The sequence below is a fragment of the Adlercreutzia equolifaciens genome, assembly GCF_029076695.1.
Lineage (GTDB): Bacteria > Actinomycetota > Coriobacteriia > Coriobacteriales > Eggerthellaceae > Adlercreutzia > Adlercreutzia equolifaciens_A.
Genome location: NZ_JARFIK010000001.1, coordinates 98087 through 117945 on the forward strand (window position 1 = coordinate 98087; position 19859 = coordinate 117945).

Annotated in this window: 14 protein-coding genes and 1 riboswitch; of the genes, 3 read left to right on the forward strand and 11 right to left on the reverse strand. The window is 61.7% G+C overall.

Annotation, left to right across the window (positions count from 1 at the left end; genetic code table 11):
* Positions 1 to 5: 5 nt before the first annotated feature.
* The 8 genes from PZH32_RS00385 to PZH32_RS00420 all read right to left on the reverse strand — a co-directional run bounded on the left by PZH32_RS00385 (position 6) and on the right by PZH32_RS00420 (position 10250).
* Positions 6 to 656 carry an IMP cyclohydrolase gene (locus PZH32_RS00385; RefSeq protein ID WP_275205653.1) on the reverse strand — a complete coding sequence of 217 codons (651 nt, stop codon included), beginning with the start codon at positions 654 to 656 and terminating at the stop codon, positions 6 to 8.
* A gap of 153 nt (positions 657 to 809) precedes the next feature.
* Positions 810 to 892, reverse strand: a riboswitch (ZMP/ZTP riboswitch).
* 166 nt (positions 893 to 1058) lie between these two features.
* On the reverse strand, positions 1059 to 2432 hold the full coding sequence (locus PZH32_RS00390) for an ATP-binding protein (protein ID WP_275205654.1): 1374 nt from the start codon (positions 2430 to 2432) through the stop codon (positions 1059 to 1061).
* Between the two features lie 265 nt (positions 2433 to 2697).
* Positions 2698 to 3690 (reverse strand): XdhC family protein, encoded by a 993-nt coding sequence (locus tag PZH32_RS00395; RefSeq protein ID WP_275205655.1) that lies wholly within the window; start codon positions 3688 to 3690, stop codon positions 2698 to 2700.
* Between the two features lie 9 nt (positions 3691 to 3699).
* Positions 3700 to 4314 carry a phosphoribosylglycinamide formyltransferase gene (purN, locus tag PZH32_RS00400; protein ID WP_275205656.1) on the reverse strand — a complete coding sequence of 205 codons (615 nt, stop codon included), beginning with the start codon at positions 4312 to 4314 and terminating at the stop codon, positions 3700 to 3702.
* A gap of 30 nt (positions 4315 to 4344) precedes the next feature.
* On the reverse strand, positions 4345 to 5421 hold the full coding sequence (gene purM / locus PZH32_RS00405) for a phosphoribosylformylglycinamidine cyclo-ligase (RefSeq protein ID WP_275205657.1): 1077 nt from the start codon (positions 5419 to 5421) through the stop codon (positions 4345 to 4347).
* Positions 5422 to 5480: 59 nt separating this feature from the next.
* On the reverse strand, positions 5481 to 6392 hold the full coding sequence (locus PZH32_RS00410) for a class B sortase (protein WP_275205658.1): 912 nt from the start codon (positions 6390 to 6392) through the stop codon (positions 5481 to 5483).
* 390 nt (positions 6393 to 6782) lie between these two features.
* Positions 6783 to 8567, reverse strand: a complete 1785-nt coding sequence (locus tag PZH32_RS00415; RefSeq protein ID WP_275205659.1) for a polyphosphate--AMP phosphotransferase — start codon at positions 8565 to 8567, stop codon at positions 6783 to 6785.
* A 168-nt stretch (positions 8568 to 8735) separates the two neighbouring features.
* On the reverse strand, positions 8736 to 10250 hold the full coding sequence (locus PZH32_RS00420) for a LuxR C-terminal-related transcriptional regulator (protein ID WP_275205660.1): 1515 nt from the start codon (positions 10248 to 10250) through the stop codon (positions 8736 to 8738).
* A 210-nt stretch (positions 10251 to 10460) separates the two neighbouring features.
* On the opposite strand from PZH32_RS00420, the gene PZH32_RS00425 reads away from it, so the two are divergent.
* Entirely contained in the window at positions 10461 to 12152 is a 1692-nt protein-coding gene (locus PZH32_RS00425; protein ID WP_275205661.1) for an FAD-dependent oxidoreductase, read from the forward strand.
* A 189-nt stretch (positions 12153 to 12341) separates the two neighbouring features.
* On the opposite strand, the gene ppk1 is transcribed toward PZH32_RS00425, so the two are convergent.
* The 3 genes from ppk1 to PZH32_RS00440 form a co-directional block, all read right to left on the reverse strand.
* Complete coding sequence (gene ppk1 / locus PZH32_RS00430; RefSeq protein ID WP_275205662.1) at positions 12342 to 15122, reverse strand: polyphosphate kinase 1; 2781 nt, start codon at positions 15120 to 15122, stop codon at positions 12342 to 12344.
* 152 nt (positions 15123 to 15274) lie between these two features.
* Positions 15275 to 15604 carry a DMT family transporter gene (locus tag PZH32_RS00435; protein WP_275205663.1) on the reverse strand — a complete coding sequence of 110 codons (330 nt, stop codon included), beginning with the start codon at positions 15602 to 15604 and terminating at the stop codon, positions 15275 to 15277.
* Positions 15605 to 15611: 7 nt separating this feature from the next.
* Positions 15612 to 16337, reverse strand: coding sequence for a B3/B4 domain-containing protein (locus PZH32_RS00440; RefSeq protein ID WP_275205664.1), 726 nt, complete (start codon positions 16335 to 16337; stop codon positions 15612 to 15614).
* Between the two features lie 595 nt (positions 16338 to 16932).
* Here PZH32_RS00440 and PZH32_RS00445 point away from each other — a divergent pair.
* Positions 16933 to 18342 (forward strand): sodium-dependent transporter, encoded by a 1410-nt coding sequence (locus PZH32_RS00445; protein WP_275205665.1) that lies wholly within the window; start codon positions 16933 to 16935, stop codon positions 18340 to 18342.
* Between the two features lie 10 nt (positions 18343 to 18352).
* Positions 18353 to 19825 carry a helix-turn-helix transcriptional regulator gene (locus PZH32_RS00450; RefSeq protein ID WP_275205666.1) on the forward strand — a complete coding sequence of 491 codons (1473 nt, stop codon included), beginning with the start codon at positions 18353 to 18355 and terminating at the stop codon, positions 19823 to 19825.
* Positions 19826 to 19859 lie beyond the last annotated feature (34 nt).

Sequence of the window (19859 nt, forward strand, 5' to 3'; positions counted from 1 at the left end):
GGAGCTTAATCCCCCAAATTCTTGTTGTAGAGCTTTACTTCGCCGTTGACGTTGGCGTAGAGGCTTACTTTGTTGTCGTCGTTCAGGGCCGCCCACAGGGCGTCAGGCTCGGGCAGGTTCACGGGGATGGGCTCGCCGGCGAAAGTGGGCAGCGGGTTGCCGTCGCCCTGGTAGGTGCTGATGAAGTAACCGGTGCCCTCGTCGGCGCCCTCGTAGGCGAAGAACTCGCGGGTGCAGCGATCGCCATCGGTATGCTTCAGGATGGACATCTCGAAGGTGCCGTCGGGGTTCACGATAGCCGAAATGCGCGGCGTGAAGTTCGGCGCGTCGGGCTCGTACTCGCGCTGCATGCAGCCGGCACGGAAGCCGCCCGCCTCCACGATGGTATCGGTCTGGTCGCCGTTGGTGACCACCAGCGCGTCACCCATGGTGCGCACGGGGTGATAGATGATGAGGCTGGGGTCCTCCAGCAGCGCGGGATCGTGGGCCTCGGTGCGGATGCCGTCGGGCTCCAGAGCGAAAATGCGGTTACGGCTATTGCTCGAACGGCCCATGATGAAGTAGTAGATGACAGGTGCACCGTCGGCGCCCTTCCCCACCACAATGCCGCGTCCCGGATAGGGGTTGCTCGAAAGCAGTTCGACGAGATCTTGCATGCACATCCCTTTCTCTCTGACGCCAAGGCGCCGCTCTCTCCTACACCGATCCGCTGGCGGCGGCACCGGCAGCAACCCAGCGCGTTGCGCACCGGATGGCCATCGCGCGCGCCGCCCTTTCCCCAACGAAAAAGGGCAAGCCGCTCCAACGATTCGGCTTGCCCAGACGGTCGGCGTAGTATGCGCGTCGCTCCCCCGTGGTTGCCCACGATAATCCGTCAGTCACGACGCGTTCGATTGATTGCAGGGTACCACGCCCAAGCCCGCACGCGACCCGCGCACCCCCATTCCCCACGGCTTTTCCCGCTGACGGCAACGGGTGGCGTTCGAGAAGCATGAGCACTACCAACAGCAACCCCGTCATCGCTGCCTGAGAAGGCACTAGTTCGATACCTTTGGACGCTATACAGGAGGCAGCGCCACCTTAAAGGTCGTTTCACTGGCAGCGTAGGGCGCTTCAAGTCCGAGCGCGGCGGGCAGGCAGCTGGCGGCGTACCAAGGTAGATACACCACCTGGCCCACTTGCTCCACATTGAGGCGGGAGAGGACGTAGCCCGTGCGGCCCTGATAGTCGGGGCGAGCGAGCAAGTCGCTAAGCGCGGCGTGCGCCTTCGGCGACCAGCCCGACTTGATTTCCAGGGGAATAACCCCTCCCAAGCCGTCCTCAACTAGGAAGTCGACTTCCCCGCGCTTTCTGTTCATGTAGTAGAACAAGTCGCACCCGAGGGCAGCAAGTTGCTGCGCGAATACATTCTCGAAAAGGTGTCCGTAATTCGCCTTGCGATTGTCCAAGAACACTTCCCGAGCAACACTTGAGGGATAGCGACTCACCAACATGCCCGTATCCGACTCGTAGAGTTTGAAGCTGCTCGCTACTTCCGTCGCCATAAGAGGGCTCTTGGGATCACGCACCACATCGCATTTGAGAGCCACACCTGCTGAAACCAGCCAATAGAAATCAAGCTTGTACTTATCGTAGCGCGCACCCTCGCCGAGGGAGTTGAGCTTGAATCGCATTGACTTCGCATCAAGCTGCAGCGGCAGCTGCTCGAAGATGGCCCGCACTTCGGGAGCCATAGCGCCCGCATATTTCGTGACATCGTGCACATAGTTGGCCACGAGTCCTACCTGCGTCTCCCGCACACGGGAAAAATCTTGCGAGTCAACGAATACCTGCACCGCAGCAGGCATGCCTCCCACCACCACATAGGTTCGGAAGTAGGCAAGCAGACTTTCGTGAATGTAGTCGGGCACGGGCTTCTTATTGCGGCAGCATTCTGCCACCGTTTCCAGTGCCTCGGAACTCACATCGTTAGCCCAGCAGAACTCCTCAAAATCCATCGGGTACATGCGAACTTCTGACACAAACCCTACGGGATAGGATCGAACTTTCTTCAGTTCTGTTCCCAGCATAGAACCTGAGAAAGCGTACGTGAAGCGGCCGTCTTGAACCAGGAATTTCGCCATCGTGAGGATGTCGGGCAACTCCTGAATTTCATCGAAGAAGACAAGCGTCTTGCCAGGTACTAACTTATTTTCAGCAAAGAAGGACAGGCGGGCTATCAAGTCGGCGGGGTTGCGCGCCTGAGACAGTGCCTGCTTAGCCTCATCATTCTCAAGGAAGTTGATTGTCACGAGCGAATCGAACGTCTCCCGGCCAAGCCTCTCGACAAGAAAGCTCTTTCCTATCTGACGCGCTCCCGTAACGAGGAGCGCCGTCTTGTCGCAGTTTTTGCGCCACCGCAGGAGCGCTTGATAGGCCTTTCGCTCGAACAAAGCAGAGCCTCCTCTCACGACGGAACAGCCGATCTACATTTTTGCGCATTTTTCTCTCTAGCAGATTAACACTTTTGCAAAGTTTTTCTTACATAAATGTGCAATTTTTCAGAGCACTTTTCGACACTTTTGCAAAGTTTTTTGCAAACATCCTAGCCATCGAAGCACGTTCCTTTTCGCAAGCAGCAAAAGAGCCGCTGCTTGCGAGCAGCGGCTCTTCGTCGAATCGGCTTATGCGGAAAACGCGATTACGCGTAGCCCAAACCTAGGCGCGGCCCAGGCTCTTTTCGTGGCGCTCGCGGGCCTCGTCGCTGTAGCGCTGCTGGTAGCGCACGTCCACCAGCTCGGCCACGATGGCGATAGCCAGCTCGGCCGGGGTCTTCGCGCCGAACTTCAGGCCGATGGGGCGCTTCACGCGGTCCCAGTCCGCCTCGGTAATGCCGGCGTTGATGACCAGGTCGTGCACGGTGGAGTTCTTGCCCGCGCAACCCATCATGCCCACATAGTGCACGCCGTTCTGCAGCGCCCAAATGCAGCTTTCCGGGTCGAACATGTGGCCTCGCGTCAGCACGCACACATAGTCCTCGGGACGCGCCGGCATGTTGGGCAGCTCGCTGAAGTTGCCACCATGCAGCATGATGCGCTCAGCCTTCGGGAAGCGCTCCTCGTTCAGGAAGGCCGGATCGTAGTCCACCGCAATCACGTGAAAACCCACGTGATCGGCCAACGAAGCCACTTCCACCGCCGCGTCCGACGCACCCAGCAGCCACACGCGCACCTTGCCGAACAGCGGCTCGCTGGCCCAGGTAAGGCCATCGAACTGATCGTTGTGCATGGAGGGTCCGCGGGTGACGTCCTTCGCCTGGAATACATCGCGAGGGCTCAGCTCGCGCGAAGCGACAATTTCCTTGGCGTCGTTGCAGAAGAACACGAGGGACTGCCCGTCGGCAGAACCCTGATCGCCGTACTTCTTCGTGACCTCGTTGTCCACGTTGCTCACGGCCGCCTCGGCGTCGTAGACCACCTTGAAGCCGAGCCACGCCAAATCACCTTCGTCCATGGCCTGCAGGGCACGTTCGAACGTGGGAATATCGGCCTCGGTAAGCGAGGCCGCAATTGCCGCAAGCGCCTCGGGGCCAATGTGGGGGTCGCCCGCCGTCGCCTCTTCCGAAAAGGCCGGGGCGTCCTCCACAGTGATAGTCGGGGTCTTTCCCGCCTTCAGATCTTCAATAATTGCTTCAATAACTTCACGTTTCATGAAAGTCCTTTACTCGCTGATATGAATGATGCGGCGCTCGTCCATGGTCATGCGACCTTCGGCAATGGCCCGTAGAACGCTGGGATAGATGACGTGCTCCACCTCGTGGATGCGCGCCTCCAACGTATCGATGGTATCGTCTTCCAGCACCTTTACGGCCTGCTGGGCCACAATCGGCCCCTTATCGTAATCTTCGTTGGCCAGGTGCACCGTCACGCCCGTCACCTTCACGCCAGCGTCCCAAGCGTCCTGAATGGCGTGGGCGCCCTTGAAGGCCGGCAGCAACGCCGGATGCAAATTCAGCACATGATCGGGGAAGGCATCGAGCACCACCGGGGTAAGCTTGCGCATATAGCCGGCCATCACCAGGTATTCCGCTCCCGCTTCCTTCATGAGGGCGGCAATGCGGGCGTCGGCAGCCTCGCGATCTTCATAGCAGCTGCGGTCGAACACCGTCACGGGAATGCCGGCCGCTTGCGCGCGCTCGATGCCATAGGCGTCGGGGCGCGACGACAGCACGTGCACGATTTCCACGGGCAGCCCCGCGGCAATTTCATCAATGATGGCCTGCAGGTTCGTGCCGCTGCCAGACAGCAGCACGCCAATCTTCAGCTTTTCGGTCATGCGACCCCTTCCTTTGGCTGCAACGAGCCCTTACGCGAACAGCGCTCCCTCGTTGGTGTATTGCACATCGCCCTGGCCAGCCACGATGCGGCCCACGCGGAAGGTCTGCTCACCGGCAGCCGCCAGAGCGGCCTCCACAGCCTCAGCCGCAGCCGGATCCACAATAAGCACCATGCCCAGACCCATGTTGAAGGTCTTCAGCGCCTCGGCCTCGGACAAATGCGCCTGCTCGCAAGCAAAGCGCACAACCGGCGGAATGGGCCAGGAGCCCAAATCCACTTCGGCGTTCACACCCGCGGGCAAGGCTCGGTTCAGGTTCTCGGTAATGCCGCCGCCGGTGATGTGGGCCAGGGCGCGAATGCCGCCAGGCACTTCCTCCATCACCGCGCGCACGGGCTTCACGTAGATGCGCGTAGGCGTAAGCAAAGCCTCCAGAATGCTCTGGCCGCCCAGATCCTCGCGGGCCTCGCGCAGCTCTTCCTCGGAGCGCTCGCCGATGCACACCTTGCGGGCCAGCGAATAGCCGTTGGAGTGCAGTCCGGAGGAAGCCAGGCCAATGAGCACATCGCCCTCGCGCACCGCCTGGGGGTCAAGCATCTTCGGACGATCCACGATGCCCACGCAGAAGCCGGACAAGTCGTAGTCGTCCGGATCCATGACGCCCGGATGCTCGGCCATTTCACCGCCGATAAGCGCGCAGCCCGACTGGCGGCAGCCCTCGCCGATGCCCCCCACGATCTTGGCCATGGCCTGGGAGTCCAGCTTGCCCACGGCCACGTAGTCCAGGAAGAACAAGGGCTCGGCGCCCGTGGCCAGAATATCGTTCACGCACATGGCCACCAGATCAATGCCCACGGTGTCATGCACGCCCAGGCGTTGGGCCACCTTGAGCTTCGTGCCCACACCGTCGGTGCCCGACACCAGCAGCGGGTCGTCCATGGCCTTGGCCGCCGCAATGGAGAACAGGCCGCCGAAGCCGCCAATGTCGCCCACCACCTCGGGACGATAGGTGGAGTGCACCGTGTCCTTGATGGCGTCGACGGCGCGAGCGCCCTCGACGATATCGACACCGGCCTCGGCATAGGTGACGCTGGTCTGGTTTTCCATGAGGTTCCTTTCGGGTAGAGCAGGTCGGCACAGGGACAGGCGGGACGAGCCCGCCGGCATTACTCGGTTCTCTCCTCGGCGGCGTCGGCAATCTTGTCGACCGTCTTCTCCTTCACACGCTTGCCCTCGTAGTCGTCCGTGCCCACGTACTTGGCAGGCACGAACTCGGCCACATCGGCGAAAGTGATGTAGCGCCAGGTGTTATCGGCGCCGTCGCAGGTGCAGAATCCGAAGAGCTTGGTGGCATCGGCCACGGTGTCGGACGTATCCGGATCGGCCGTGACCACCGAGTTCTCGATCAGCCACTGCTTGAACTCCGCGAACTCGGCATCGGTGGCGTAATTGGGCGTGGCAATGGAGGCGTGGGTCATGGGCACGTGCTCCACCGCGAAGGTTTGGAGACGGTAGTTGCCATCGGGGGTGAGCAGGTAGATGGTGCGATGCTTGTTGAACACGTCGCTTTCGCGGAACTCGGCGAAGGGAGCGAACATGGAACCGTTGCGCATATGGTGACCGTACAGAATGTTCACTTCGTCGGAGAAATCACCGTTGTTCTCACCGGACAGCATGATGGAGCCGTACTCGGCGCCGAAGCGACCCTCGCCCAGGCTGAAGTTGTGGTGCAGGTAGTACTCGCTGTCGCCATCTTTGTGCGCCACCGGATAGTTGATAACCGTGCCGGGCACGTAGACCCAGGCAACCACATCGGGGTTGATATCCCGCAAGGCATCCCAATCGACCACCAAATCGGCCAACGTGATGTCGTCGCCCTCGGGCTCGGCAAAAGCGCGCTCGGCAATTTGGTCGTAGTCGTTCTGGCCCTGCCAATAGGTGTAGAACAAATAGCCCAAGGTGCCCAGCGATCCGATGAGCACGATCAGGGCCAACCAGAAAATAAGGCGCCACAACAGGCCGCCCTTTTTCTTCTTCTTTTTCTTCTCCTCCGCCGTGGAGGCCGGGCTCTCAGCCATAGGTTCTCCCCTTGCTCTCTCACAACTTTGAACGAACGGGGCGGCCTCCCCAGGCCGCTCCTACCGTAAGGCGACGCAATCCCCCGCCGCCTCAAACGAAAAAAGCCCCCCGAAGGGGGCCGGGGTTACCGTTATTTCTTCATCTCGTCCATGAAGCCCTTGGCGATGAACACCACAATGACAAGGACGATGATAGCCACCACAACCCAGATGGCCTCCATGGGCACCTGAAAACCGAACAATTCCATGAGGAACTCCTTCTATGCAACGGGCGCAGTGCACCCGCGGACGTGCTTGATGTTGGGTTCATAGTACCCCGAACCCCCCTATTTCGCAAGGGAAGAGGCACCTCGTCGGCAGACGGAAACCAAACAGAAAGACCCGCGAGGGCTAGGACAGCGGGGCCTCGCCCAGGCGCTTTTCCAAAGCCTCCACGATGATGCGCAGCGCCTTGAGGCGCGCGTACTTCTTGTCGTCCGATTCCAGCACAATCCACGGCGCGAAGGTGGTGGAGGTCAGGCGGAACATGTCATCGATGGCAGCCTTGTACTGAGGGTACTTCTCACGGTTGCGCCAGTCGTCCTCGGTGATCTTCCACTGCTTGTTCGGATCGATCTCGCGATCTTGGAAGCGGTGCAACTGCTCCTCGGGACTCACGTCCACCCAGAACTTCAGCAAGATGGCGCCCCAGTCCACCAGGTCGTGCTCGAACTCGTTGATCTCGTCGTAAGCCCGGGACCATTCCGCGGGCGTGGCGAAGCCCTCCACGCGCTCCACCAGCACGCGCCCGTACCAGCTGCGGTCGTACATGCCCACGTGACCCGCCTTGGGCAGACGCGTCCAGTAGCGCCACAGGAACGGATGGGCCAGCTCCGGCTTGGTGGGCGCGGGGCTCGGGTAGATGTTGTAGGCACGGGCATCGAGGGCCTGGGCCACGCGCTTGATGTTGCCGCCCTTGCCCGCGGCGTCCCAACCCTCGTACATGAGAATGAGCGGCACACGCTTCTGGTACATGATGTTCTCCAAGCGGAACAGGCGCGCTTGGAGGGCCTTCAGCGTGTGCTTGTACTCCTCGGGAGAGCAGGCCAGGCTGTGGTCGATGGTATCCACCTGCGGATAGTCCGGCACAATGGCGAAGCGCGAGCTGCGCGGTGCCAAGTCGTGGGCCGCGGCGGCCTGGGCCTGGGCACGGGCCAACGCCGCCCCCGTCAGCAAGCCGCGCCCGGGTAGCGGGGCAGCGGCAGCGGCAGCGGCCGTCGCGGCAGCTTCCCCGGCCGTGGGGACGCCGGTGGCCGGTGCCGTGGGAGACAGGGGCGCCTCGGGGGCGGTCTCGATCGCTGCCTCTTCAGCCAGCGCCTCGGCCTCGGCTTGCTGCACGGCGAAGGAGCTGCGCAGCACCTCGGCGGCCTCCTTGCGCTTGAGGGCCTCCTCCAGCGCGTTCACCAGCGTGCGCGCAATGGTCAGGTTCGAGCGGCGCTTGTCCTCGCCATTCAAGAGCACCCAGGGGGCAAAGGAGTAGTCGCTGCGCTCCAGCAGACGGTCGTACAGCTCATAGGCCGCCTCGTAGCCGTGGTGGCTATGTAGCTTCTTGTCGGTGACGCGCCAACGGGTGACCGGGTCGTCGTGCAGGCGACGCAAACGCTCCACCTGCGCCTCCTTCGTCATGTGCACGAAGAACTTCACCACCACGTAGCCGTCGGCCGTCAGCTGCTGCTCGAAGTCGTGAATGGAGTCCAGATAGTGGCGCTCGTCCTCTTTCGGCAGCAGAAGCTTGGCCGGCGCGTTGTACAGCATGTTCTGGATAACCGCCGAGTACCAGCCGCGATCGTAGAAGGTAATGGAGTTGCGCTCGCCCAGGGCCTTCCAAAAATCCTGCATGATGGGATAGTAGCCCGTCACGCCGCTTTCGCGCCCCGGGAACTCGCGCGCTTCCTCGGGGTCCAGATCGAGCCCCACGTACACCCCCGTGGAGCGCGCATCCAAGTTGTACATCAAATCCGAGATGCGGCTGCCCTTGCCGGCGCCGTTCCATCCCTCGAACAGCACCACCAGGCCCACGCCGGCGTTGTGCGCCTGCTGCTGCAACACCACCAGCTTCGCAATAAGCTCGTCGTGCTGGGCCTTATAGGCGGCCTTCTTCATCTTCTTCTTGCCGAAATCCACAGTCTCCAGCATGGATCTCTCCTTCTTCTCGCCTATGCCCTTCGACCCGGATTTCGGAACGCCGGCCCGCTAAGCACATCCGCACAACAATCCTTGCATTAATTTGCCTATTTTACTACGTCCAGGCCGTATCTAACCCTAGGAGCGCGACTCGGAAACAGGGCTCGAGAATTCGATTTCCTAGCGCTCCTGCAGCTGCTGAGAAAGATCGATCAGCTCTTGCTTGTTGTGAACGTTCGCTTTCGCATAGATATGGCGGATGTGGGTGTCCACGGTGCTCAGTGATAGGTAGAGGGTGTCGCGGATGTAGGGACGGCTCCGTCCCTCAAGAAGCAACTCAAGGATTTCACGTTCCCGCGCTGTTAGGCCAAATCGCTCCGCTACCAGCACGGACTGACGCCCGAGGGGCGGCTGGTTGGCAGCAGATGTCGAAGTCGCCGGCTCTCCCCCTTCCCGCATGGGCCGCTCTTCCAACGATACGTCCCCATGGCCGAAGCCCGCGAAGAGCACCGATCCGACCACCACCAGAAAACAGAGAACAACCAGCGTAAGATGCAAAGAGTCGACAATGCCGCTGTCCATAAGGTACAGGTAGGCCACCGGGCCCACGAACGCCCCTGTCATGATGGCGGCAAAGCCGAAGCCCACGCCAGCCACCCGATAGCAGGGGTAAGCCCGGGCGAATCGGACAATCTGCATGCGAAGAAGCATTTCGAAGGTGGCATGGGACATGGAAAGCAGCAGGCAAGCGCCCATCAGCGCAAAAGCGGATGTACCTGTATTGCAGAGCAGTCCTACGGCCATCATCGGCAGCACCCAGCGCGTGGCCGCCACGAAACCGATGCTGGGCGAGTACTTCACGAAAAGCCAGACGACGGCCGCGGCGAGCACGAAGCCAAACCCAAAGAGCATGATTTCGGAAAGCGCATCGTTAGCCGCGCCCATGGAGAACATGCACCAGGTAAAGCTCACCAGCAAGACTGCGAGCGCCGTGCGCAGCACCAGCACCACAAGGCCCCCGGCAGCAGGCGCCATCGCCTCGTGGCCCGCGGGACAATCGGGGCTTGCTTCCGCTGCGCATACAGCGCCCATGGTACCTTCGGCAGCGCCGGCCACCGCCCCGCCTTCCCGGGAAGAGGAAGCGCCTCCGCTCGTCCAAACAGCAAGTAAGCAGCCTTGCGCGACAGGCACCGCGAAGAGAAAGGGAGCAAGAAGCACCTCGCGCGCAGCATTGACCCCCAGCACGATAACCCCCACGGCAAGAATCGTCCGCACGAAATCCTGTTCGCAGCTCTCTTCGTCGTCTTCCGTAAAAGCCAGGCCCCAGTAAACGAGAAAGTAGGCCGTACCCATGCCCAGCACGAACAGCGCAAGCGCTCGAAGCGCCACCGAATCTCCTTGGCCCAGCAGCACGTTGCCCAGCCAGCCGCCAAACCAAAGCACGACCGCCGTCGCACCACTCGTGCGCACACAAGCGCGCTCGGTCATCAGACGGGGCACAAGCGAGATGAGCACGCAAGGTATCAGGCCAACAAGCGCCAAACGAAGCAACGACTGGATGCCCAGCGGCAGCCCCATCCAAAACGTGCCCTCGAAACTGATGGGAGGGAACGCGCAGAACGACCACGAGAGAGCAAGCGCTAAGCCGGCAACGCGGTAGATCCGCCTTCTCTTTGCATCGCACAATAGGTTCATGTCCCTCCTCTCTGTCCTTATTCTATCGAAGGCCCTTCCCTCACGCTCAGCAAAACAGGTGATAAGACCTGGGCGAACGATAAATCACTGGATTCCAGTGATGCCCCTTGAGCCACTTTGAGCGATTCCCTCGATGTCTCAGCGCGGCGAAATCGGCACACTGAGAACAAGCGCTTGAAGCGCGAACCTGAGAGATTCTGGAGGGACATCATGAACGAGCACATTCTGCCTACCTTGGAGCGCCGCAGCTTTCTGAAGGGAGCCCTGGGCCTGGGTGCCGCAGCGGGACTGATGGGCCTGAGTGGCTGCGCGCCCCAGGAACCGACCGCCTCGGCAGAACTTTCCCATACGGGCGCAGAAGCAAAACACAGCTGGGAGGTGACTCCCGAACCCATCGACGAGGCCAGCATCGCCAACACCGTGGATGCCGACGTGGTCATCGTGGGCGCTGGCATGGCGGGTATGAGCGCCTTTATGTATGCCGCCGAGGCTGGCGCCAACACGGTTATCATCGAGCAGCGCGAAACCTTCAGCGGCCGCGGCCTTGACTTCGGCGCCATTGGCACCAAGGTGCAGAAGGCCGCCGGCATCGAGATTGACAAGGGTCAGCTGGTGAACGATCTCATGAAGGCTTCCGGCTACAAGGCCAACGGCTCGCTGCTAAAGCTGTGGGCCGACCATTCCGGCGAGGTCTTCGATCGCGCCATCGACATGACCGTGGCCGACGGCGGCGAAGTGGTGCTGGGTGCCGGATCGACCGCCTCGGCGAATGCCGATGACTTCACCACCCGCACCTATCCGACCGACCACATGTTCGGCGGTCTGGTGGAAGGCCCCTGCGCCCTTATCGAGCGCATGCAGAACGCGGGCGTTGCAGCCGGCGGTCAGACGTTCTACTCCATGACGGCCGAGCAGCTCGAGAAGACCGACGGCACCATCACGGCCGTGTTCGCTCGCGACGCCGAGGGCGCCATCACGAAGTTCACCGCCGCCAAGGGCGTCATTATCGCCACTGGTGACTACGGCAACAACCCCGACATGATCGAAGCCTGGTGCCCCCTGGCCGCCGGCGCCGAGGGCAACGTGTACCCCGAGGCCACGGCCAATACGGGCAGCGGCATCGCCATGGCCCTGCAGGCTGGCGCCGCCATCCAACCGGGCGCCCACGCTGCCATGATTCATCCCATCTTCGGCGGCGGCGCTCTGAGCACGGCCTCGTTCATGAAGGTGAACGTCGAGGGCAAGCGTTTCTGCAACGAGAATACCACCCTGCCCGGCATTTCCAACATGTACCTGACCAATAAAGATCATAAGGTCTGGGCCATCTTCGACAGCGACTACGCCACGCAGATGGATCAGATGTCCGCCTTGAGCGCCTACAACAACAATACGGCAGGCCCTCTGACGGCCATGTTCTCGAACGGCGCGGCCGATCCCACCAATCCCCCTTCCCATGCTGAAGTGGTGGAGTACTGCCTCGGCGAGGGCACGACCGTCCAGGCTGAGTCCGTAAGCGCCCTGGCCGAGGCCCTGGGTGTGCCCGCCGACACCCTGGAAGCAACCGTGACCCGCTACAACGAGCTGGTCGACGCCGGCGTCGACGACGACTTCGGCAAGAACAAAGAAGATCTGCAGCCCATTCGCAAGGCTCCGTTCTTCGCCTCCCAGCTCACCGCCAAGGTGCTCGTCATTGCCTCGGGCCTGAATGTCGACGGCGAGATGCGCGTGCTCGATGCCGAGGATGCCCCCATCGGCGGTCTGTATGCCGTCGGCAACGCCATGGGCAACTTCTTCGCCAACGACTACCCCATCTGCGCTCCGGGCCTGAGCCATGGTCGCTGCCTTACCCTGGGCGCCCTGGTCGGTCGTGCCGTAGCCACCGGTGGCAAGCTGGGCGAATAAGACCCTTTAAGCCAACCTCCGCGGCGTGCCGCTATGAGCACCCCGCTCCCCCAAACGAAGGACCCCGAGCTTCCCTCCCTGCTCGGGGTCCTTTTATTCTGATGGCGGCTCCTTGAAGGGAGTCGGGGATGGCCTTTGAGCCAAAAGCCCCGGCATGCCCCAGCATCCAACGAGCCTTGCCGCGCCGTCCTACTTGAACAGCTTGCGGAAGAAGCGCGTGAGGAAATTCCCCTGGGGCTTTTCGCCCACTACCTCAGCCGGCACCAACTGGCTGGCAGCAGCAGCCGGAGCGGCAGGGTCAACCACCTGGGCAGCCGGAAGCTCGTCTTGGGGCGCCGCAGCCAGAGCCTCGGTCGGCTCTACGGGCGCCGCAGCCGCTTCGGCCAGCGCCTCGGCACCGCCTGCCGGCGTTACCCCACTAACCGCCTCCACCACAGCCGGTGCCGCCGCTCCCTCGGCGACCGCCCGCGCCTGGGCGGCGTCCATCTGGGCACGCTCGGCCACGGCATCCACGGGGCGGTCGTCCCGCACCATGCCGCGCACCACCGACTCCTGCACCGAGGCTGCCGTGGCTGTGGCCGCTTCAGCCAGGGCTGCGGCGGCGTTGCGCTCGGCCTCGTCGCGCTCGGCGTGGGCCGCCGGCTCGTGGGCCACGTACTCGGACTCCTCCTCGGTCACGGGCGTCGTACCGGCCTCGCCATCGGCCACGGCTCCCAGCGGGAATACCATGCGCAGCCCGTTGGCCTCGCGGCGCGCCGACAGCTCGGCGGCGGCCAGGTGCATGCGCTGAGCCTCGGCGATGAGGTACTTCTGGGAGTCGAACAGCTCCACCTCGCCCTGCTCGTCGCGCTCGGCAAAGAAGCCCAAAGGCGTGTAGGAGCCATCAGCCAGAAGCTCGCGCAGCTTCGCCGTATCCGAGAAGCAGATGTCCAGGTAGCCCAGCACCTGCTCGCGCAGGGTGTCGTTCAAGATGGGCCAGGCAATCTCAATGCGCTTGTCCATGTTGCGCGTCATCAGATCGGCACTGGACAGGTAGATCTTGCAGTGCTCCCGATCGCCGAACCCGTAGACGCGACTGTGCTCCAGCAGCTGGCCCACAATGGACACCTCGCGCACGTTGTCGGTATAGCCCTCCACGCCCGGCAGCAGACAGGAAATGCCGCGCACGAACAGGTGCGTGGGCACCCCGGCCTGGGACGCCTCGACAATCTTCTCGATAACTTCCTTGTCGGTGATGGAGTTCGTCTTGAAGAACAGGCCGCAGGACTCGCCGCGTTTCGCCCGAGCAATTTGCTCGTCGATATTCTTCATGATGTTCTGCTTGATCATGAGCGGCGCCACCCAGAGGATGTCGTAATTGTCCGAGGTGTTCTCCAGCGCCATGTTGCGGAAGAAGTCGGCGGCGTCGGTGCCGATGGTGGGATCGGTGGTAATGAACGAGAAGTCGGTGTACAGCTTGGCCGTCTTCTCGTTGTAGTTGCCCGTGCCCAGCTGAGTGATGTGCTGGAGGCCCTGAGGCGTCTGGCGCGTGATGGTGCAGATCTTCGAGTGCACCTTGAAATCGCGGAAGCCGTAGATGACGTGGCAGCCGGCTTGCTCGAAGCGCTGGGACCATTCGATGTTGTTGGACTCGTCGAAGCGGGCACGCAGCTCGAAAAGCGCCGTCACCTCTTTGCCGTTCTCCGCCGCGGCAATTAGGGCCTCGGCCAAACGCGACTGACTGGCCAGGCGGTACAGGGTAATCTTGATGGAGATGACCGATGGATCGAAGGCGGCCTCGTGCAGCAGCTGCACGAAGGCGTCCATGGACTGATAGGGATAGGACAGCAGCACCTCGCGCTCGGACACCTGCTCGATGATGGAGCGGCCGCGCTCCAGGCAGGCCGGCCACTGGGGCGTGAAGGGCGCCTGGGTGAGGCCCGCGCGCTTGGCGGCAGGCAGGCGCGAGGCCAGGCCCCAGGTGTAGCCCATGTTCAGCGGCACGCTGGTGACGAAGATCTGATGCTCCTGCAACTCCAACTTCTCCAGCAGCAGCGACTTCACCGTGCGAGACAGCGGACGCTCGCTTTCCAGACGGACCGGCGCCAGGCGGCTGCGCTTCTTCAGGATGCGCTTCATGTGCTCGCGGTAGTCCTCGCCCTGTTCTTCGGCGCCTTCGGTGGCATCCAGGTCGGCGTTGCGCGTGACGCAGATGACGTTGGTGTGCTTCACCGTGTACATGGAGAAGATTTCAGCGGCGAACATCTCGATAGCATGCTCGACTAGCATGAACGTGAGGCCCTCGCCCGGCAGCGCGATAACGCGGTCGGTCTGACGCGGCAGCGGAATGATGCCCAGGGTAACCCCGGCGGCCCCCATGTTCTTGGCCGCCTTGGCCTTGGCCTCGGCCTTGTCGCGGGCCTTCTCCTCCTTGGACTTCTTTCCCTTTTGAGCCTGCTCGTCAAGGCGCACCACAATGTAGAGCCCCCCGTTCTCCAAGTGCGGGAAGGGATGGCGCGTGTTGATGATCTGCGGCGAGAGAAACGGCAGCACGTTCGATTCCATATGGGCACGCAGGTAGGCGCGCTGCTCGTCAGTGAGGTCGTCCTTGCGCACGCTGCGGATGCCCTCGTCGGCCAGCAGGCCGCGCAGGTTCTGATAGGTTTCCTCGTAGTAGGGATAGAGCTCGTGGCAGCGCGTGTAGATGGCGTCGAGCTGCTGGGCCGGGGTCATGCCGGACTTCGGATCGATGATGGACTTCTTCAGCAGCGAGAGGTCGGTCAGCGAACCGACGCGCACCATGAAGAACTCCTGCAGGTTGCTCCAGAAGATGGAGATGAAGTTCAAGCGCTCCAGCAACGGCACCGTGGGATCGGCGCCTTGATCAAGGACGCGCTTGTTGAAGTCGAGCCAGGACAGCTCGCGATTTTGCATATACGGGGGCTTCTCGATCGTCGTGGCCGTCGAGTCCTTCGATGCTTGTTGATTCATTCTTCCTCCCTGAGTAAAGCGACCTTTCTAGTCTACCACTTACCGCCAAAAACAGCCGAAAATGTGTCAGCTTTGTTACGGTAAGTTGACAAGACGGCAAAACCGTATCTGATCGTTTTACTCAGGATTGAGCAAGTCCCCTTCAACTGCGGCTACCCCGCCTCGTTTCCGCTTACCAACTTAAGGCCAATGATGCAGCCGACCAGACCGGCAATAAGCAGAATGCGCGGCCAATTGGCCGGCTCGGCGCCGGTGACCATGCCGTAGACAACCGTCAGCGCTGCGCCGATGCCCACCCAGACGGCGTAAGCCGTTCCCGTGGGCAGCGTCTTCACCGCATACGACAACCCCAGCATGGACAACACCAGCGCCACCGCAAACACCGCGGTGGGCACCGCGTGGGAGAAGCCCTCCGACTTCCCCAGCGCGATGGCCCACACCGATTCCATGACCCCCGAGGCTACTAAAACGAGCCAATTCACGACAAGCCTACTCGTCGATGACCATGGTGGGGTTTTCGCGGGTGATGATCTGCTTGGCGAAAATGTCGGCGCCCAAATAGCGCTGCACCATATCGGCCAGCTGATCGGTGGCGGCGGCCAGATCATCGGCACGGGCCGGATCCACCGACTCGATGATAAGGAAGGCCTTGCTCGAGTCGTCGGTCAGCGCCGTGCGCACGCCGTCGCGCCAGTTCCAGCAACGGCAGATGGCGCCGGCGTTGTCGCGGTAGCACAGCTCCCCCTCCAGCGTGGGCGACTCTTCCTCGTCGCCCAGAGCCAGGAAGCTGTCGCCGCCCTCGGTGATGCCCAAGCGAATGTCGCCGTCCATGGCATCAATATCCTCGCCCCCCACGGGCAGCGCATAGGTAAGCGACACGGTGTTGTAGATGTCCACCGACGGCGTGATGGCACCCACGGGATTGCCCTTCAACACGCGCTTCAGCAGGTTCTCGATGGAGCAGCGAGCGCCCTTCTTGGTCTTGAACTGCTGATAGGCCTCGCGCCAAACGGCCACCACTTCGTTCTGGGAAATGGTGTTGCTCTCCAGGTGCTGGTCGGCCTTGCCGTTGGCCTCGGCAAGGGCCTTGGCAATAGCAGCGGCGTCCTCGGCGGTCACCTCGGCTTCCGGCTTCATGTTGTGAGCCACCACAATGCCAATCTGCGCCTCGGGGAACAACTCCCAGAACGACTCCTCGGTTACAAACTGCTTCATGGGTCAGTCTCCTTTCTTGCCAGCCTGCGCGCGCAGCTTGCTCCGCTGCGCGAAAATTGCACCTAATAGAGTCCACTTCTGCTAAATCGCAGAGCCCGACACTCATAAGGCCCGATTTCGTGCATCTTTTGACCTCATGGGCAACGCTCAACCCTATTGGTTGCAATTTACGTGCAGCAGCAAGCCCACCCAAAGGCTCCGCTGCAACAAAAAGCGCCCAGGGGGCGGACATCTTCAAAGGCCTAACGATGTCCATCCTCTGGGCGCTTATCGCCTACCCGGCGGCAGGCTATGTATTCAAGCTGGGGCTATGATAGCACATTGCTTTAACGCATGCTTTTTTGACCACCGCGGCCATTTCTTCGAGTTCTTGGTGCATGCCGAAGCAGTCCGGCTGCCGTCCCGCGTCCTGCAAGGACAAAGCAGGTCGAATTGATGCATCGATGCGGCCTCTCTCCACCGCGCACCCCACCAGCATCCCCTCTCGGCGCCCGACAGCCGCCCCACTACCGCCTTCCCGCATCATCCCTGCAACGAAAGCGCTCGTGGAGCCATCTTCCGTTAGAATGGAGAACTGACTTCAAGGAGGAACACCGTGACAGTACGCGACGATAACCTAGTGGCCGAAGAGGCCCGCGCCATCGAAGCAGGCAGCGAAACGGGCGGCAGCCCCGAGGAACACAAGCAGCGCGACTCGTGGACCTCGCGCACCGGCTTCATCTTGGCCTGCGTGGGCAGCGCCGTGGGTATGGCCAACATCTGGCTGTTCCCCTATCGCGTGGCCCAGTTGGGCGGCGCGGCCTTCCTCATCCCCTACCTTATCTTCGTGCTGCTGCTGGGTTTCACCGGCGTTATCGGCGAGATGTCCTTCGGCCGCGCCACGGGTGCCGGCCCCATGGGCGCCTTCGCCAAGGCCATGGAAATGCGCGGCGTGAAGAACGGGCGCGTCATCGGCAAGATCATCGGCCTGATCCCCACGCTGGGCTCCCTGGCCATCGCCATCGGCTACGCGGTCGTGCTCGGCTGGGCCTGCAATTACCTGGTAGCCTCCCTTGACGGCGAGCTTATGGCCCAAACGGACATGGGCGCTTTCTTTGGCGCCATCGCCTCCGACTTCGGCAACGTGGGCTTCCATCTGCTGGGCTTGGCCATTACGTTCATCATCATGATCTTGGGCGTCTCCCGCGGCATCGAGAAGGTGAACAAGGTGCTCATGCCCACCTTCTTCGTGCTGTTCGTCATCATCGCCATTCGCGTGGCTACCCTGCCCGGCGCCGCTGCTGGCTACGAGTATCTGCTCATCCCTCGCTGGGAAGCGCTGCTGAACCCCACCACGTGGGTGTACGCCTTGGGTCAGGCATTCTTCAGCCTGTCGTTGGCCGGCTGCGGCACCCTGGTGTACGGCAGCTACTTGAAGGAGGACGTCGACGTGGTGTCCTCTGCGCGCAACGTGGCCATTTTTGACACCATCGCCGGTCTGGTAGCTGCCTGCGTGGTGGTGCCCGGCGTGTTCGCCTTCGGCCTCGATGTATCCTCCGGACCGCCGCTGCTATTCATCACGCTGGCCCAGGTGTTCCAGGAAATGCCCTTCGGCAGCGTCTTTGCCGTCATCTTGTTCGTGGCGGTAGTGTTTGCCGCCATTACCAGTCTGATGAACCTGTTCGAGGCGCCCGTGGAAGCTCTGCAAGCGCAACTGGGGCTGCCCCGCGCTGCCTCGGTGGGCATTGTGGCCGTGGCGGCCGTAGCCGTGGGCCTGTTCCTGGAGGGCGGCTCTACCGTGTCCGAATGGATGGACGTCATTTCCATCTATGTCATCCCCGTCGGCGCCTTCCTGGCCGCTGTCATGTTCTTTTGGGTATGCCCCAAGGGCTTCGCGAAGAAGCAGGCGGAGCTGGGCCGTGAAAAACCGCTGGGCAACTGGTTCACCTTCATGACCCGCTATGTGTTCGTCGGCATCACTGCCGTCGTCATCGTGCTGGGCATCTTCTACGGAGGTATTGGATAGGAGAAGGTCCGTGAAGCCAAACGAAGAGCCGAAAGAGCCGCAGAGCAACCGCTCTCGAATCGACCGCGCCGCCCTCCCCTCCCTGGGATTCGGCCTTCTTTTCGCCTCCTATATTGGCATAATCGGCCACGCTGGCACAACGCCAGGCGAGTTCTTTTTCAGCTCCTCGCTGGGCATCCTCTGCGCTGGCCTGCTTGCCTTGGCACTGGGCGCCTGGGCCCACCAACGCAGCTCAGGATCATTGAAGCGGTTCGCTCTTCTTGCCAGCCTGGTGCTAGGCTTCGGCAGCGCATTGGTGGGCGGCGTGCTGCGAAGCTTATCGGCCCTAGATTTCGGATCCCTCGACACAGCAGCGGGATTTCTGTTCGGCGCTGGCTGCCTGTTTGTCGCCTTAGCATGGACGGAAATCTACGCCTCTTACCACTTCATCGATGCCCTGCGGCGGGGCACAGCAGCCCTCTTTTGCGGCGTGATCGCCAACAGCGTTGCCCAACTGAGCCCATCCCCCGCCATCGAATACGCCTGGTGCACCGTCTATCTTTGCGGGGCGCTTGTGTGCGCGCTCTTCGAGTTCATACGGTGCCGCACTCCACTGGCTGCCGATTGCGGCTCCGCCGATCACCTCAGTCTTCGCACTCGTCTTGTCGGCCTAGTCCGCCATAGCTGGGCGCCGCTTTGCGGATTGGGTATTTGCTCGTTTCTCCTGGGGTCCCTCTGGATGCAGGCCGCTCCCCTTGCTGCTGCTCAGAGCTTGGAATCCATCGCTGGAGCAACTTCTCTTGGCCCCGTCATCGCCTTGGCCCTTATTGGATCGGCCGCATTTCGCATCTCGCACTATGACCAGGCGAGCAAACTCTTCTGGGTTGTCATGCCCATCACGGCCGCCATCTTCCTCATCACGCCCTCCCTGGAAGAGATGCCGCTTCCCTACTGGAACCTCCTTGTGGCCAACCTGCAGAATGCCGGATCAGCCTGCATGCTTCTCTGCACCTGGGCGCTCCTCCTCCTTTCCGCCCGTACGAACGGCCTCTCCGTATACGCCGTGTTCGGCGGATCGCTGGCCTTCGTTGCCGGCCTCTCGCTATGGGGAGCCTTCTCGTTCGACGCCTTTGGCCTGCAAGGCAACGTGATCTCCGTTGTGCTGTTCATTCTGTACATGAGCGCCGTTATTCTCTTTTTGGCCTGGGGCGGCGGAGAAAACCGCGCCTCCCGCCATCAAGCCAGCGAATTCTTCAATGAGTTTATTCAGGCCCGTTGCGAGAAAATTGCCGAGGTCTTCGGACTCACGCCCCGCGAATCCGAGCTGCTCGTGCTTCTCGGCCGCGGCCACGGCTATGCCTACATTGCCGAAACGCTCTATATTTCCGAAACCACCGTCCGCACCCATGCGCGCAACATCTATCGCAAACTTGGCATCAGCTCCCAAGAGGAGCTGCTCGCTCTCATTGACCACACGGACCGTCCTGAAAACATCACGTCCTAGTTTTCGCTATTTTCCCTGATCAAATCCATCTCAA

Bases quoted from the DNA above. Each gene is read 5' to 3' on its own strand.
- PZH32_RS00425 (WP_275205661.1), top strand. From the start codon at position 10,461: ATGAACGAGCACATTCTGCCTACCTTGGAGCGCCGCAGCTTTCTGAAG.
- PZH32_RS00385 (WP_275205653.1), bottom strand. From the start codon at position 656: ATGCAAGATCTCGTCGAACTGCTTTCGAGCAACCCCTATCCGGGACGC.
- PZH32_RS00395 (WP_275205655.1), bottom strand. From the start codon at position 3,690: ATGAAACGTGAAGTTATTGAAGCAATTATTGAAGATCTGAAGGCGGGA.
- PZH32_RS00410 (WP_275205658.1), bottom strand. From the start codon at position 6,392: ATGGCTGAGAGCCCGGCCTCCACGGCGGAGGAGAAGAAAAAGAAGAAG.
- PZH32_RS00440 (WP_275205664.1), bottom strand. From the start codon at position 16,337: ATGAAGCAGTTTGTAACCGAGGAGTCGTTCTGGGAGTTGTTCCCCGAG.
- ppk1 (WP_275205662.1), bottom strand. From the start codon at position 15,122: ATGAATCAACAAGCATCGAAGGACTCGACGGCCACGACGATCGAGAAG.
- PZH32_RS00420 (WP_275205660.1), bottom strand. From the start codon at position 10,250: ATGAACCTATTGTGCGATGCAAAGAGAAGGCGGATCTACCGCGTTGCC.
- PZH32_RS00415 (WP_275205659.1), bottom strand. From the start codon at position 8,567: ATGCTGGAGACTGTGGATTTCGGCAAGAAGAAGATGAAGAAGGCCGCC.
- purM (WP_275205657.1), bottom strand. From the start codon at position 5,421: ATGGAAAACCAGACCAGCGTCACCTATGCCGAGGCCGGTGTCGATATC.
- purN (WP_275205656.1), bottom strand. From the start codon at position 4,314: ATGACCGAAAAGCTGAAGATTGGCGTGCTGCTGTCTGGCAGCGGCACG.